The sequence below is a fragment of the Kitasatospora sp. NPDC040550 genome, assembly GCF_055594965.1.
Window position 1 is genome coordinate 92107 of record NZ_JBVIWC010000028.1, and the last position, 13127, is coordinate 105233.

The 13127-nt window shown below is 75.5% G+C and carries 15 protein-coding genes; 6 read left to right on the forward strand and 9 right to left on the reverse strand.

The window, feature by feature from the left end:
- The first annotated feature begins 16 nt into the window (after positions 1-16).
- Both ACZ58X_RS32865 and ACZ58X_RS32870 read left to right on the forward strand, forming a co-directional pair.
- Positions 17-637, forward strand: coding sequence for a MerR family transcriptional regulator (locus ACZ58X_RS32865; RefSeq protein WP_470337233.1), 621 nt, complete (start codon positions 17-19; stop codon positions 635-637).
- Positions 634-831, forward strand: coding sequence for a hypothetical protein (locus tag ACZ58X_RS32870; RefSeq protein WP_470337234.1), 198 nt, complete (start codon positions 634-636; stop codon positions 829-831). Before ACZ58X_RS32865 ends, ACZ58X_RS32870 begins: the two co-directional genes overlap by 4 nt.
- A 19-nt stretch (positions 832-850) precedes the next feature.
- Here the strand turns inward: ACZ58X_RS32870 and ACZ58X_RS32875 are convergent, their stop codons facing one another.
- From ACZ58X_RS32875 to ACZ58X_RS32885, 3 genes are all read right to left on the reverse strand, one after another.
- Complete coding sequence (locus ACZ58X_RS32875) at positions 851-1267, reverse strand: VOC family protein (RefSeq protein WP_470337235.1); 417 nt, start codon at positions 1265-1267, stop codon at positions 851-853.
- 63 nt (positions 1268-1330) lie between these two features.
- On the reverse strand, positions 1331-1681 hold the full coding sequence (locus tag ACZ58X_RS32880) for a helix-turn-helix transcriptional regulator (RefSeq protein WP_470337248.1): 351 nt from the start codon (positions 1679-1681) through the stop codon (positions 1331-1333).
- A gap of 87 nt (positions 1682-1768) precedes the next feature.
- Positions 1769-2314 carry a hypothetical protein gene (locus ACZ58X_RS32885; RefSeq protein WP_470337236.1) on the reverse strand — a complete coding sequence of 182 codons (546 nt, stop codon included), beginning with the start codon at positions 2312-2314 and terminating at the stop codon, positions 1769-1771.
- Between the two features lie 100 nt (positions 2315-2414).
- Between ACZ58X_RS32885 and ACZ58X_RS32890 the strand changes: the two genes are divergently transcribed.
- The gene (locus ACZ58X_RS32890; RefSeq protein WP_470337237.1) at positions 2415-3047 is read left to right on the forward strand and encodes a carbonic anhydrase; all 633 of its coding nucleotides are present in this window, start codon (positions 2415-2417) and stop codon (positions 3045-3047) included.
- Between the two features lie 163 nt (positions 3048-3210).
- Positions 3211-3846 carry a flavin reductase family protein gene (locus ACZ58X_RS32895; protein ID WP_470337238.1) on the forward strand — a complete coding sequence of 212 codons (636 nt, stop codon included), beginning with the start codon at positions 3211-3213 and terminating at the stop codon, positions 3844-3846.
- A gap of 35 nt (positions 3847-3881) precedes the next feature.
- Here the strand turns inward: ACZ58X_RS32895 and ACZ58X_RS32900 are convergent, their stop codons facing one another.
- From ACZ58X_RS32900 to ACZ58X_RS32910, 3 genes are all read right to left on the reverse strand, one after another.
- Positions 3882-4244, reverse strand: a complete 363-nt coding sequence (locus ACZ58X_RS32900) for a hypothetical protein (protein WP_470337239.1) — start codon at positions 4242-4244, stop codon at positions 3882-3884.
- Positions 4241-4870, reverse strand: coding sequence for a hypothetical protein (locus ACZ58X_RS32905; protein WP_470337240.1), 630 nt, complete (start codon positions 4868-4870; stop codon positions 4241-4243). The genes ACZ58X_RS32900 and ACZ58X_RS32905 overlap by 4 nt, the downstream gene beginning before the upstream one ends.
- A 300-nt stretch (positions 4871-5170) precedes the next feature.
- Positions 5171-5743: a TetR/AcrR family transcriptional regulator gene (locus ACZ58X_RS32910; RefSeq protein WP_470337241.1), complete on the reverse strand. Its 573-nt coding sequence runs from the start codon at positions 5741-5743 to the stop codon at positions 5171-5173.
- A gap of 163 nt (positions 5744-5906) precedes the next feature.
- Between ACZ58X_RS32910 and ACZ58X_RS32915 the strand changes: the two genes are divergently transcribed.
- Complete coding sequence (locus ACZ58X_RS32915; protein WP_470337242.1) at positions 5907-6644, forward strand: SDR family oxidoreductase; 738 nt, start codon at positions 5907-5909, stop codon at positions 6642-6644.
- A 141-nt stretch (positions 6645-6785) separates the two neighbouring features.
- On the opposite strand, the gene ACZ58X_RS32920 is transcribed toward ACZ58X_RS32915, so the two are convergent.
- Complete coding sequence (locus tag ACZ58X_RS32920) at positions 6786-10787, reverse strand: Pls/PosA family non-ribosomal peptide synthetase (protein ID WP_470337243.1); 4002 nt, start codon at positions 10785-10787, stop codon at positions 6786-6788.
- Between the two features lie 430 nt (positions 10788-11217).
- On the opposite strand from ACZ58X_RS32920, the gene ACZ58X_RS32925 reads away from it, so the two are divergent.
- Positions 11218-11409: a hypothetical protein gene (locus ACZ58X_RS32925; protein WP_470337244.1), complete on the forward strand. Its 192-nt coding sequence runs from the start codon at positions 11218-11220 to the stop codon at positions 11407-11409.
- 54 nt (positions 11410-11463) lie between these two features.
- Here the strand turns inward: ACZ58X_RS32925 and ACZ58X_RS32930 are convergent, their stop codons facing one another.
- Positions 11464-12192: a hypothetical protein gene (locus ACZ58X_RS32930; protein ID WP_470337245.1), complete on the reverse strand. Its 729-nt coding sequence runs from the start codon at positions 12190-12192 to the stop codon at positions 11464-11466.
- A gap of 195 nt (positions 12193-12387) precedes the next feature.
- Complete coding sequence (locus tag ACZ58X_RS32935; protein ID WP_470337246.1) at positions 12388-12930, reverse strand: GNAT family N-acetyltransferase; 543 nt, start codon at positions 12928-12930, stop codon at positions 12388-12390.
- Positions 12931-13127: the final 197 nt, after the last annotated feature.

The following is a 13127-nucleotide window of genomic DNA, read 5'->3' on the forward strand; positions in this document are numbered from 1 at the left end:
CAGGGATGCTCGTGCCATGCCCTCCTCCGAACAGACCTGGAAGGTCGGCCCGCTCGCCGAGGCGAGCGGACCGACCGTACGCACCCTCCAGCACTGGGACCGGATCGGCCTGCTCTCCCCCTCCCGGCGCACCGCCTCCGGCCACCGCGCCTACACCGAGCGGGACGTCGTGCGGCTCTACCAGATCCTCGCCCTGCGCCGCCTGGGCCTGGGCCTGGAGACCATCGCCGCCTGCCTGGACGCCGGCGTGGACGCGCGGCGCCTGGTGCGCGAGCACCTGGCCGCCACCGAGGCCTCCCTGGCCGCGCTGCGGGAGCTGCGCGAGCGCCTGGGCCGCCTGGACGGCGAGCTCGCCGCCGACGAGGCCCTGCGCCGCCACCTCGACGAGGACCAGCTGCACGCCCTCGCCGACCACGCGGCCGCCCTCGGCCCGGCCGACCTCCGGGTGCGCCGCATCGCCGCCGGCCTCGACGAGCTCTCCCGGCTGTTCAGCGGCGGCGACACCGGGCTGTCCGCCGCCGTGCGCACCGCCTGGCGCGAGGACCCGGCCGCCCTGTCCGGCGACCCGGCCGCCCCGGCCGACGCCTGGGCCGACCTGCGCGCCTTCCTGGACCGGGCCCGCGGGGCCGCCTCGTGATCCCCCGTCGGGCGCGGCCGCGCATCGCCCTGTCCAGCACCCTGCCCGTCCTGGCGGTGGCCGTCCTGGTGCTGTTCCCGCTGTCCGTGGCCGGCCTGCTGCCCTGGTCGGTGCCGCCGGCCGTGCTGCTGGCCCAGGCGGTCCAGGCCTGGCTGGTCCTCCACCGCCCGGGCCGCCCGACGGGCGGGTCCTGAGCGCTGCTCGCTCCGACGGCTACGCGGCGCGCGGCTGGTTGAAGCGCAGCATGTTGCCCGCCGGGTCGCGGAAGGCGCAGTCGCGCACGCCGTAGGGCTGGTCCATCGGTTCCTGGAGGACCTCGGCGCCGGCGGCGCGGATGCGCTCGAAGGTGGCGTCGCAGTCGTCGGTGCGGAAGATGGCGCCGCGCAGCAGCCCCTTGGCGAGGAGTTCGGCGGCGGCCCGGCGGTCGTCCTCGGAGGCGTGCGGGTCGGCCAGCGGGGGTTCCAGGACGATCTCCACCCCGGGCTGCTCGGGCGAGCCGACGGTGACCCAGCGCATGCCCTCGAAGCCGACGTCGTTGCGCACTTCGAAGCCGAGGACGTCGCGGTAGAAGGCGAGCGCCTTGTCGTGGTCGTCGACGGCGATGAAGCACTGCGCGAGTTCGATGCTCATGGACATCAAGTTACGGGAGCGGGGCCGCCCTTCGCCTCGGATGCGGCGCCTCGGGTGGGTGCCTCAGGTGCGGCGCACCGGGCGGGTGCGGATCTTGGCGATGCAGGCGGGGATCGGCTCGCCGTCGGCGTGGTCGCGGGAGCGGTAGGCGCTGGGGCTCTCGCCGACCAGTTCGGTGAAGCGGCTGCTGAACGAGCCCAGCGAGGTGCAGCCCACGGCCATGCACACGTCGGTGACGCTGAGGTCGCCGCGCCGCAGCAGCGCCTTGGCCCGTTCGATCCGGCGGGTCATGAGGTAGCTGTACGGGGTCTCGCCGTAGGCGGTGCGGAAGCTGCGGGAGAAGTGGCCGGGCGACATCAGCGCGGTGCGGGCCAGCGCGGGCACGTCCAGCGGCTGGTCGTACTCGCGGTCCATCCGGTCGCGGGCCCGGCGCAGCCGGACGAGGTCTTCGAGGGGTACGCGGGTGGGCACAGCAGCCACCGTACCGGGGTGCTCGGACGGTCAGGGCGTGCGCGGGCCGCGGGCGAGCAGCGGGGCGGTGCCGTCGTGCGGCAGGACGACGAGGTAGCGCCAGGGGCCGTCCTCGGCCACGGCCATCGAGACGGTCTCCGCCTCGAAGGCCGCGGCGGCGGGGGCGGCGTCCTCGGTCAGTTCGTCGAGGCCGGCGTGCGACGCCAGGAAGTCCGCAGGGCCGTTGAGCCATGTGGGGACGGGCGCGCCGCGGCGCAGCGCGGCCAGCAGGTCCGCGCGCAGCGGCCCCGCGGCGGCGTCCAGGACCCGTTCGTGCAGGCGTTCCTGGACGCCGGGGCGGGTCGGGGCGGCGGCGGCGAGGTGCTGGCAGCGCGGGCAGAACCGGGCGCCGACGCGCACGCCGAACAGGTGGCGGTAGCGGGCGATGGTCCGTGGCTGCTCCTGGCACAGCGTCCGGTCGTCGCCGACCGCGGCGTGCTCCAGCTCGTCCGGTTCGCCCTCGACGGTGCAGGCCCCGAAGGTGGCGGGTTGCCGGGCGGTGGCGAAGGACCAGTCGGTGCGCGTGTCGGTGTTCATGTGCGGGACCCTCCCACGGCGGCCGGGGCGCGGGCATCCGCTTTTCGTGGTGCCCGGCCCCCGGCTGCGGCTGCCGGCAGCGGCGATCTAGGGTGGCGGCATGATCTCCTCTCCGATATCCGGCCCGATATCCGACCCCGCCGAGGCGCTGCGGGTGCTGTTGGAGGGCAATGCCCGTTTCGTCGGCGGCAGCCCCGAACACCCCAACCAGGACGCCGGGCGGCGGGCCGCGCTGGCGCCGGCGCAGAAGCCCTTCGCGGTGCTGTTCGGCTGTTCGGACTCCCGCCTGGCCGCCGAGATCATCTTCGACCGGGGTCTGGGTGACCTGTTCGTGGTGCGCACCGCCGGTCATGTGACCGGTGCGGAGGCGCTGGGCAGCATCGAGTACGGGGCGGCGGTGCTGGACTGTCCGCTGGTGGTGGTGCTCGGGCACGACTCCTGCGGTGCGGTGGCGGCGGCGCTGGACTCGCTGGAGCAGGGGAAGCTGCCCGGTGGCTTCGTGCGGGACGTGGTGGAGCGGGTGACGCCGAGTGTGCTGTCGGCGAAGGCGGCGGGCATCGAGGACCCGGACGAGATCGTGGACGAGCACATCCGCCAGACGGTGGACCTGCTGCTGGAGCGCTCGCAGCTGCTGGCCGCCCGGGTCGCCGAGGGGCGGGCCGCGGTGGTGGGCCTGTCGTACCGGCTGACCGACGGCCAGGCCCGTACGGTCGCCGTCCGCGGCCTGGGCTGACCGGCGGCGCGCGGATGGCGGGTGGCGGGGGCGGGGGCGGGGGCGGGAGCGCGGTGTCCGATCTCCGCCAGCGCCGGGGCGCGGGCGGGGGCAGAGTCGGTGGCCGGTCGCGGATCGTCCGGTCCGGGCCACCGACTCACCCGATGCGAGGACGGCTCTTCCCGTGCACAAGGTCACCGATCTCAAGGTCCTGTACTTCGGCACCCCCGTGGTGCTGATCGGCTCGCGCAACGAGGACGGCGGCGCCAACCTGGCGCCGATGTCCTCGGCCTGGTGGCTGGGCCAGACGTGCGTGCTGGGCCTGGGCAACAGCTCCCAGACGTCGATCAACCTGCGGCGCGAGGGCGAGTGCGTGCTCAACCTGCCCTCGGCGGCGCAGGTCGACGCCGTCGACGCGCTGGCGCTGCTGACCGCCAACCCGAGGATCTCCGAGCACCGGCTCGCGCAGGGCTACCGGCACGAGCGGGGGAAGTTCGCCGCTGCGGGGCTGACCGAGCTGCCCGGTGAGCTGGTGCGGGCGCCGCGGGCCGCCGAGTGCCCGGTGCAGCTGGAGTGCCGGCTGGAGGAGGCCCGGCCGCTGGCGGGCAACCCGGGGTGCACCGCGTTCGAGGTCTCGGTGGTGCGCGCGCACGTGGACGAGCGGCTGATCGTGCCGGGTACCGACCACTACGTGGACCCGGTCGGCTGGGACCCGCTGATCATGAAGTTCTGCGAGTTCTTCGGCGAGGGCCGGCGGCTGACGCCCTCGCGGCTGGCGGAGGGCTGGCAGATGCCCGGGAGGCTGCCGGCCGCGGTGTGACGGCCGCTCGACGGCCGCGGTCGAGCGGGGGCGGTTCAGCGGCCGCGGTCGAGCGGGGGCGGCTCGACGGCGGCGGTTGAGCGGGGGCGGTTGTGGCGGGTGAAGAAGCGGCCGATCGCGCCCGCGAACCCGCGGACGTAAAGCATGAGCAGCAGCACGACGGGCACCAGCGCCTGTGCGCCCGCGGTCACCGGCAGGCCCGCGCACGCGCACAGCACGGCGCCCGCCACCGGGAGCAGGAACGCGGCCACGACCAGCGCCCAGGCCGCGTTCCTGGCAGGTGTGGAGGGCCTGCTCCCGTTCTTCAGCAGCACGGCGAAGAAGAGCAGGACGGTCGCGCCCCATTCCACCGGTGCGAGCACCAGGCCGAGCAGCGCGTCCAGGGCCCAGTGGATCAAGAGGCCCTCGCCCCGCAGGAGTCGCAGACCCGGGTCGCGGGCAGTTCCAGGAAGCAGTTCGGGCAGATCGCCGGCGGGCGCGGGGCGGTGGCGGTGGCCGCGGCGGCGGTGGCGGTGGCGGTCTTCGCGGTGGCGGCCTTCTTGCGGGTCACCGAGCTGGTCAGGCGCGGGGCCAGGGCGGGGATGCCGCCGTCGGCGGGCAGGTCGGCGCCGAAGTGCCGGTAGCAGGCGAGGCGGGCGGCGGCGGCGTGCTGCTCGCGGTCCATCTCGTCCAGGATGGGCGGCTGCCCGGCGACGGCCAGGACGTCCTGGTAGCCGGCGCCGACCATGCCGTCGGTGGCGTGCACGACCAGGGCGGTCAGCGGCGGGTCGCCGCGCCGGTGGGCCTCGCGCACCACCAGGGCCAGCACCTTGCCGATCCAGTGCCGCTGGTTGACGCTGGTGCGCACCCCGGAGGCCTGCTGGACGGCCTCGGCCAGCTCGGCGTAGGTGATCACCGCGTGGTAGCGGCCTGCCACGTCCACCAGGGCCGGGTAGGCCGCCCTGGTCCACACGATGTGCGCCTGGCTGACGGCGACGGCCGTGCCGTCCGCCTCCCGCCAGTAGCCGCGCTGCTGCTGCGTCATCCCGTCCGCCCCTCGTCCCGTCGCGCCTGTCGGCCCCCGCCGGGAGCGAGGCTACCCCGCTGCGGTGTCCGGTTTCCTGCCGGGGCGCGGCCGGGGCGCTTGACCTCAAGTGCTGTTGAGGTCGTCCAATGGGTGCCGACCGCAGCCGTACGGGCTTCCGCGGTCGATGCCCCGCCCGTACGGGACCGGACCGGGGCCGGGGCCGCCTTCCTTCGATCGTGCCGTCGGCGGCCCCGGTCCTCGTCACCGCCCCGGTCCTCGTCACCGCCGCGCTCGCCCGCGGCGCGGTGCCCCGAGGGTTCAGCGTCGCGGCTGGAGGCCGTCCAGGGTGAGGTCGAGCAGGCGCTCGGCCTGCTCCCGGTGCTCGGCGCCCGCCGAGGTGAGGGCGATGCCCTCCAGGGCGGCGGCGAGGTCGGTGGGCCGGATGTCGGTGCGGATCGCGCCGGCGGCCGCGCAGGCGTCCATGAGCGTGGCGACGGCGTTCCGGATCATCTCCCGGCTGCCGCCGTAGGGGTTGGCCCCGGTGGCGGCGATGGCGCGCAGGGCGTCGATCATGCCGTACTTGGCGGTGACGTAGTCCAGGAACAGGCGGGTCCAGGCGCGCAGGGCCCGCTCGGGCGGCTGCCGCGCGAGCAGGGCGGGGGCGGCCTCGCACAGCTGGACCACCTCGTTGCGGTAGACCGCCTCGATCAGGGCCTCCCGGGTGGGGAAGTTGCGGTACAGGGTGGCGCTGCCCACGCCCGCCTCCTTGGCGATGCGTTCCAGGTGGGCGTCCGGTCCCTGTTCCCCGAACACGCGCGCGGCGGTGGTGAGGATCTTCTCCCGGTTGCGCCGCGCGTCGGCCCGCAGCGGCCGGGGTGCTCCGTCGGTCATCGGTGCTCGCCGTCCTCGTTCCTCGGTGGTCTTCGTCCGTCGGTGGTCTTCCTGCTTGATAAACGGAGGCGTCCCCACTTAGCCTGAGGGAAGCGGGGGCGCCTCCGTTTTCACTGTAGGCCAGTGCGCCCACCGCGCACGCACCGGGGAGAGGGAGAGGCTCATGACGGGCATCCAGGGCAAGGTCATCGCGATCACGGGCGCCAGCAGCGGCATCGGGGAGGCGACCGCGCACCACCTCGCCGAGCGGGGCGCCCGCCTCGTGCTCGGGGCCCGGCGCCGGGAGCGGCTGGAGGCCGTCGTGGCGGCCGTCACCGCCCGGGGCGCCGCCGCCACCGGCGTCGTCGTCGACGTCACGCGCCGCGAGGACCTGCGGCGCCTGACCGACACGGCCCTGGACCGGTACGGCCGGCTCGACGTGCTGGTCTCCAACGCGGGCACGATGGCCGTATCCCCGTTCGACGAGCTGCGCCAGGACGACTGGGACGCCATGGTCGCCACCCACGTCACCGGCCTGCTCAACGGCATCGGGGCGGCCCTGCCCGTCTTCCGCCGCCAGGGCGGCGGCCAGTTCGTCAACGTCGGCTCCACCGCGGCCCACGTCGTCAAGCCCCCGCAGGGGGTCTACGCGGCCACCAAGGCGGCGGTGAAGGTGCTCACCGAGGGGCTGCGCCAGGAGGCGGGGCCCCACCTGCGCGTCACCCTCGTCTCCCCCGGCTTCACCCACACCGAGGGCGTCGGCAAGGGGGCCGGCCCCGAGGTCGCGGCCGCGCTGGTGCGCCGGCGCGACGAGATCGCCATGCCGCCCTCCGCCGTGGCCTCGGCCATCGGCTACGCCGTCGCGCAGCCGGAGGGCGTCGACGTCAGCGAGATCGTCGTGCGCCCCACCGCCCAGGACTGACGCGGCGCCCCGGGCCGGCCGGCCTTCTTCACCATGGCCGTGACCACGACGTTCTTCTCCCAAGTCCGGGCAAAGCGCAGGCGGTGCGGCCACGGGGGGATCCGTGACCGCACCGCCGGTGCGCGGGCTCGTCCGTGTGGGCTACATCACGGCGGCCCTGCGCCGGCCGCGGGCCGCGCGGCGCCCGGCCGGCGGGGTGGCGTCGGCGTTCCAGGCGGCGACCGGGTTGCCCAGCCAGCGGGTGGCGCCGGGGACGTTCTCCCCGCGCATCACCAGGGAGGCCGGGCCGACCGTGGTGTCGTCGCCGAGCGAGGAGTTGAGCAGCACGATCGAGTGCGGCCCGGTGGTGGAGCCGGCGCCCAGGTGGACCGGGCCCAGCCGCATCACCCGGTCGTGGAACAGGTGGGTCTGCAGCACGGTGCCGCGGTTGACGCTGGCGCCCGCCCCGACGGTGACCAGGTCGCTCTCGGGCAGCCAGTGGGTCTCGCACCACGCCCCGCGCCCGATCCTCGCGCCGAGGCTGCGCAGCCACAGGTTGAGGTAGGGGGTGCCGGTCATGGCGCCACCACCGAAGGGCATGGCGAGTTCCTCGACGAAGGTGTCGTAGAGCTCGTTGCGCCACACGAAGGAGGACCACAGCGGGTGCTCGGACACCCGGAAGCGTCCGACCAGCAGCCACTTGGCGAGGGTGGTGACCGCCAGGGCGGCCGCGGCGGCGGCCACCAGCACCAGGCCGGCCGCGCCGGCGGCGGTGCCCAGCCCGTAGCCGTCGCGGATCGCCTGGAGGGCGGCGAAGACCAGGTCGGCCAGGATCGCGGCGACGACGACCGGCAGCAGGCGGCAGACCTCGACGCCGGCCCGGGCCCACATCAGGCGCTTGGGCGGGTTGTAGGTGCGGTCCTCGCCGCCGGCGGCGGCCACCCGGGGCAGGGCGAAGGCGGGCCGGCCCAGCCAGGAGGAGCCCTCGGGGGCCTGGGCGGGGGTGTCGGAGAGCACGCCGACCAGGGAGTTGTCCGGCAGCGAGCGGCCGGGGCCGACGATGCCGGAGTTGCCGACGAAGGAGCGGCGGCCGACGTGGGCGCGGCCCAGGTGCAGCCAGCCCTCGCGCAGCTCGTAGGGGGCGACGAGGGTGTCGTCGGCGAGGAAGGCGCCGTCGTCGACCCGCATCAGGGTGGGCAGGGCGAGGACGGTGGAGGCCTCCACCCGGCGCCCGATCCTCGCGCCGAGCAGGCGCAGCCACACCGGGGTGAAGAGGCCGGCGTAGAAGGGGAACAGGGTGCGCCGGGCGCCGTCGCTGAGGTGGGAGACCCCCCAGGCGCAGAACGCGACCCCGCCGGTGGCCGGGTGGAAGCCCGGGCGCAGCGGGAGCGAGAGCAGGCGGATCAGGAGGGCTATCAGCGCGGCGTGGCAGATGACGGTCAGGATGGCCAGCGGCACGGTCAGCGGCAGCAGCTGGAGCAGGGCGGCGAGCAGGGTGCGGTCGTTGTCGACCAGCGGGTAGACGATGAACAGCGCGGGCAGGGCTGCCAGGACGGGGACGAGGCCGAAGACGGCGAAGGCGGCGCCGTAGGCGGGGTTCCAGGCGCGTGAGCGTGGGGCGGGGCCGGCCGGCCAGGGGGTGGGGGCCTCGGTGGAGGGGCGGGCCGGGGAGCCGTGCCAGTGCTCGCCGGGCGGGACGGTGGCGGTGACGCAGGAGCCGGGGGCGATCTGGGCGCCGGCGCCGATGCGGGCGCCGGGCATCACGGTGGCGCGGTGGCCGACGGCGGCGCCCTCGCCGATGTCGAGGTGACCGAGTTGGAGGGTGTCGCCGTCGAGCCACCAGCCGGCGATGTCGACCTCGGGTTCGAGGCTGGCGCCGTTGCCGATCCGGGCCAGGCCGGTGACCGGGGGCGCGGTGTGCAGCTGGACGTCGCGGCCGACGCGGCAGCCGAGCATCCGGGCGTAGCGCACGGCCCAGGGGGTGCCGGAGAGGTTGCCGGTGCCGAACATGGCGGTGTAGCGCTCGGCGGCCCACAGTCGCAGGTGGACGTGGCCGCCGCGGGGGTGGCTGCCGGGGCGGATGCCGGCGGTGATCAGGCGGGCTCCGGCGGCGGCGAGCAGGGTGCGGCCGGGGGCGGTGAAGAAGAGGAGCGCGCCGGCGGCCACGGGCCACCAGGAGCTGTGCGGGGCCCAGGGGATGTCGGTGCCCATGAGGTTGTCGGCGGCGATCAGGACGATGACCCAGCGCAGGCCGGAGAGGCCGAACATGGCGAGCAGCATCAGGGTCTGCCAGAGGCCGGCGCTGCGCGGGGTGGGGCGGACCGGCTTGCGGGGCGGGGCGGTCGCGGCGGCTTCCGGCCCGGCCGCGGCCGCCTCGGCCCGCGGGGCCGGGGCGAGGGAGTCGAGGTAGCCGGCGAGGTCGCCGAGTACCGGGTGGGCGTAGAGGTCGGCGACGGAGACGCCGCTGTGGCGGGTGCGCAGTTCGGAGACCAGGCGGGCGGCGGTGAGGCTGGAGCCGCCGAGGGCGAAGAAGTCGTCGCCGTTGCCGGGGGCCATGCCGAGCAGGCGCTCCCACTGGCCGGCGAGCCAGCCGGCGGTGCCGTCCAGGATCGGGGCGGGGCCGGTGTCGCCGGTGGTGCCGGTGGTGGGCAGTGGCCAGGGCAGGGCGCCCCGGTCGACCTTGCCGGAGGTCTTGGTGGGCAGGGAGTCGACCATCGCGAGGACGGGCACCAGGGGTGCGGGCAGGCGTTCGAGCAGGTGCTGGCGGGCGGTGGCCAGGTCGGGGGTGGTGCCGGGTCGGGCGACCAGGTAGCCGACCAGCAGGTCGGCGCCGGCGGGGGTCTTGCGGACGGCGGCGGCGGCCGCGCGGATGCCGGGCAGGGCCTGGAGGGCGGCGTCGATCTCGCCGAGTTCGATGCGGCGGCCGCCGAGTTTGATCTGGTCGTCGGCGCGGCCGAGGAAGACCAGGCCCTCGGGGTCGTTGCGGACCAGGTCGCCGCTGCGGTAGACGCGGGGGGAGGCGATCGCGGGGTGGGGGCTGTACTTCTCGGCGTCCTTGGCGGGGTCGAGGTAGCGGGCGGTGCCGATGCCGCTGATCAGCAGTTCGCCGCTCTCGTACCAGGGCACGGGGTGGCCGTTCCGGTCGACGACGGCGATCTCCCAGCCGTCCAGGGGGGCGCCGATGCGTACCGGCTGGCCGGGGAGCATGCGGGCGGCGGTGGCGACGACGGTGGTCTCGGTGGGGCCGTAGGTGTTCCAGAACTCGCGGCCGGGGACGGCCAGGCGCTCGACCAGTTCGGCCGGGCAGGCCTCGCCGCCGACGATGATCAGGCGGACCTGGTCCAGGCACTCCTGGGGCCACAGGGCGAGCAGGGTGGGGACGGTGGAGATCGCGGTGATGCGGCGCTGGACGAGCCAGGGGCCGAGGTCGGTGCCGGCCTTGACCAGGGAGCGGGGGGCGGGGACGAGGCAGGCGCCGTGGCGCCAGGCCAGCCACATCTCCTCGCAGGAGGCGTCGAAGGCCACCGACAGGCCCGCGAGGACGCGGTCGCCGGGGCCCAGCGGCCGGGGGCGCAGGAAGATCCGGGCCTCGGCGTCGACGAAGGCGGCGGCGCTGCGGTGGGTGACGGCCACGCCCTTGGGGCGGCCGGTGGTGCCGGAGGTGAAGATGATCCAGGCGTCGTCGGCGGGGGTGGGCCAGGCGGGGCGGCCCGAGGGGCGGGCGGTGGGGCCGGCGAACAGGCGGCGTTCGGCGCCGACGACGGCGCAGACCCGGGCGTCCTGCCAGATCATCTCGGCGCGCTCGTCGGGGTCGTCGGCGTCCACCGGGACGTAGGCGGCGCCGCAGCGCAGCACGGCGAGGATGGCGACGTACAGGTCGGCGGTGCCGGAGGGGATGCGCACGCCCACCCGGTCGCCGGTGCCGATGCCGTGGCCGGCCAGGACGCCGGCGAGGGCGTCGACCTCCTGCATCAGGGTTCTGTAGTCGAGGACGGCGTCGCCGGTGTCCAGGGCGGGCGCGTGCGGGTGCGCGTCGGCCGTGGCGGCGATGACGTCGAGGAGGCTTCGGGGGTGGGCGGGCTGGGCCACCGGCCAGCCCGCCGCCTGCCCCGGGTGGGGGCGGTGCAGCGTGACTGGGCCGGCCGTGTCATGCCGTGCGTCCATGGGGTGGTTCCTCGGCTCCGTATTCCTGATGGGGCGCGCAGTGCCTGCGACGTGCGGTGACCTGGTCATCACCTGGTGGGACGCGCCCACTCACCATGACTCCACTGGGAGTCGGCTGGATGCAGCGAAGGTGCGGTCAAAGGAAATTCTCATCATCGATGCCGTTTCCTCAGGCATCGATACGAATCGAATGTCATTTCGGGTGTTTCGAGCGTTTTCGATGGTGAAGGCTAATCGGCGGAAACCGGAGGGGCGTGACGACGGAGGGAAGAGTGATGAACACCATGGCGACCGGAACGGTACAGGTAGTGAGGGGTCGGCTACCGAATCGGGGGGTTTCGGTCGGATTCTCGACCTGTGCACGTCATTCTCATCGTTGTGTGGGAGGCTGCCGCCACCCTGTTCCGTGCGGATGTTTCCTGTGAATTCGGTGTGCGCCGGAACCGGCGGATCCGACGCCGATGGCCGGGACCGGCTCCTCTGGTACGCGGTGTACGGGTCCAACCTGCACGCCGCCCGCTTCTCCTGCTACCTCGGCGGCGGCCGACCGGCGGGCGCGGCACGCGCCTGCCCGGGCTGCCGCGACCGGCGGGTGCCGGCGGTGGCGGCCCTGCTGGACTGAACACCTGCTGGACCGAGCACCTGCTGCTGGACCGAACAGGGGACCACGGCCCGCTCAGCCGTCGACGTCCGCGAAGCGGCACGGCTCGATGACGGTCGGGCACAGCTGGGGCAGGTCGTCCGCGTACGGCGGCTCCGTCCCCTGCTCCCCGGGCGCCGGGGCACCGGGGACCTGCGCGGCGAAGCCGTACTGGACGACGGTGACCGCCTTCCCCCCTCCGAGGTCGATCACCCGCTGGTGCAGCGGCCCGAACCGGTGCCGGACATCGCCCCGCAGCACGACCTGCTTCGCGTCCACGGGGAAGACCACGAAGAAGGACAGCCGCCGGTAGTCGCCGATCGTCTGCGGCCGCCTGCGGGCCGTGAAGGCCCCGGGCGGGCCACCGGCGACATCGGTGTTCAGGAGGCCGTCGACCCGGGTGGTCGAGGCCAGGCACAGGCGGGAGTCGTCCTCCAGCCACACCACGTCCGCCCAGTCCTGGGAGCCCTCGCTCCGGTCGAGCACCACCGTGTTCCCCGGCGTCGGGACGGGGCAGTCCGGCGTGTCCTTGTGCATCCTGGCCAACTCGTCCAGGACCCACTGCGCCGACGCCGGGGCCGGCTCCGGCAGCACCACCCGGCGCACCGCCGCAGTGGGCGTCGCCGACGCCGTTGCCGTGGGTTGCGGCGTGGGTTTCGCCGTCGGTTGCGGCGTGCCGCCGTCCTGCCCCGTACAGGCCGCTGCCCCCAGCGCCAGCACCGCCGTCGCCACCACCGCGCCCACGCGCCGCGCCGTACGCTCCATCCCGCCACCCCCGCCAGTCGCCCGCCAGTCGCCCGCCCCCGCAACGTTCGCCCACATCCTGCCGCCCCGGCGGGCCGGGGGCGTCCGCGAACGGCAACAGCCGCGTCCCGAAGCGGCACCCGCCCCGCCGGGCCGGCCAGCGCAGCCAGGGCGGGCAGGGGTGCAACAGGCCTGCACTGAAAGGGCGTTGGGACCTCAGGCGGTGGGCGTCGGGGGGCGGATGCCGAGCCACTGCTCGGCATCCCAGGCCTCGAAGCGCTCCACCTCGGTGAAGCCCAGTTTCGCCGCGAGCCGCATCGAGGCGGTGTTGGCGCTCTGGGTGGTCAGCACCACCGGCTCGCCGGGCAGCGCGCCGGCGAGCCAGGCCAGTGCCGCCGCGCACGCCTCGGCGGCGTAGCCGGATCCCCAGGCCCGGGGCAGGAAGAGGTAGCCGAGGTCGAGCCTGCCGGCGGCGGCCGGGCGGCGGTGTCCGGTCGCCCTCCGGAGCAGGACCAGGCCGATCATCGCCCCGTCGAGTTCGGCGACGAAGGTCCCGGGCCGGTCCTCGGGCGCCCCGGGCAGCTCGCGCTCGACCTCCTCGCGCGGCCGGGCCCCGCCGAGGTAGGTGTGCGCCTCGGGCGAGGAGAGCAGGTCGACGAACGCCGCGCGGTCGCGCTCCCGGCTCCCGCGCAGCACGAGGCGCTCGGTGCGGATCGGCGCGGGCGGCCAGGCCGCGGTTCCCAGGTCCAGGGCTTCCATCCGCGCACCCTACAAGGGCCTGCCGGAGCCTGAGCCGGGGCCACCGGCCGGGCGCCGGGGGCCGGTTGGGGACAGGGGGCCGGTCGGGGACGGGGGCCGGTCGTGGGGGGGGGGGGGGGGGGGGGGGGGGGGGGGGGGGGGGGGGGGGGGGGGGGGGGGGGGGGGGGGGGGGGGGGGGGGGGGGGGGGGGGGGGGGG

What these genes read in the sequence shown, in the direction of transcription:
- ACZ58X_RS32885 (WP_470337236.1), bottom strand. Translation starts at nt 2,314, where the DNA reads ATGAACACCGACACGCGCACCGACTGGTCCTTCGCCACCGCCCGGCAA.
- ACZ58X_RS32935 (WP_470337246.1), bottom strand. Translation starts at nt 12,930, where the DNA reads ATGGAAGCCCTGGACCTGGGAACCGCGGCCTGGCCGCCCGCGCCGATC.
- ACZ58X_RS32865 (WP_470337233.1), top strand. Translation starts at nt 17, where the DNA reads ATGCCCTCCTCCGAACAGACCTGGAAGGTCGGCCCGCTCGCCGAGGCG.
- ACZ58X_RS32890 (WP_470337237.1), top strand. Translation starts at nt 2,415, where the DNA reads ATGATCTCCTCTCCGATATCCGGCCCGATATCCGACCCCGCCGAGGCG.
- ACZ58X_RS32875 (WP_470337235.1), bottom strand. Translation starts at nt 1,267, where the DNA reads ATGAGCATCGAACTCGCGCAGTGCTTCATCGCCGTCGACGACCACGAC.
- ACZ58X_RS32920 (WP_470337243.1), bottom strand. Translation starts at nt 10,787, where the DNA reads ATGGACGCACGGCATGACACGGCCGGCCCAGTCACGCTGCACCGCCCC.
- ACZ58X_RS32905 (WP_470337240.1), bottom strand. Translation starts at nt 4,870, where the DNA reads ATGACGCAGCAGCAGCGCGGCTACTGGCGGGAGGCGGACGGCACGGCC.
- ACZ58X_RS32910 (WP_470337241.1), bottom strand. Translation starts at nt 5,743, where the DNA reads ATGACCGACGGAGCACCCCGGCCGCTGCGGGCCGACGCGCGGCGCAAC.
- ACZ58X_RS32880 (WP_470337248.1), bottom strand. Translation starts at nt 1,681, where the DNA reads ATGGACCGCGAGTACGACCAGCCGCTGGACGTGCCCGCGCTGGCCCGC.
- ACZ58X_RS32930 (WP_470337245.1), bottom strand. Translation starts at nt 12,192, where the DNA reads ATGGAGCGTACGGCGCGGCGCGTGGGCGCGGTGGTGGCGACGGCGGTG.
- ACZ58X_RS32915 (WP_470337242.1), top strand. Translation starts at nt 5,907, where the DNA reads ATGACGGGCATCCAGGGCAAGGTCATCGCGATCACGGGCGCCAGCAGC.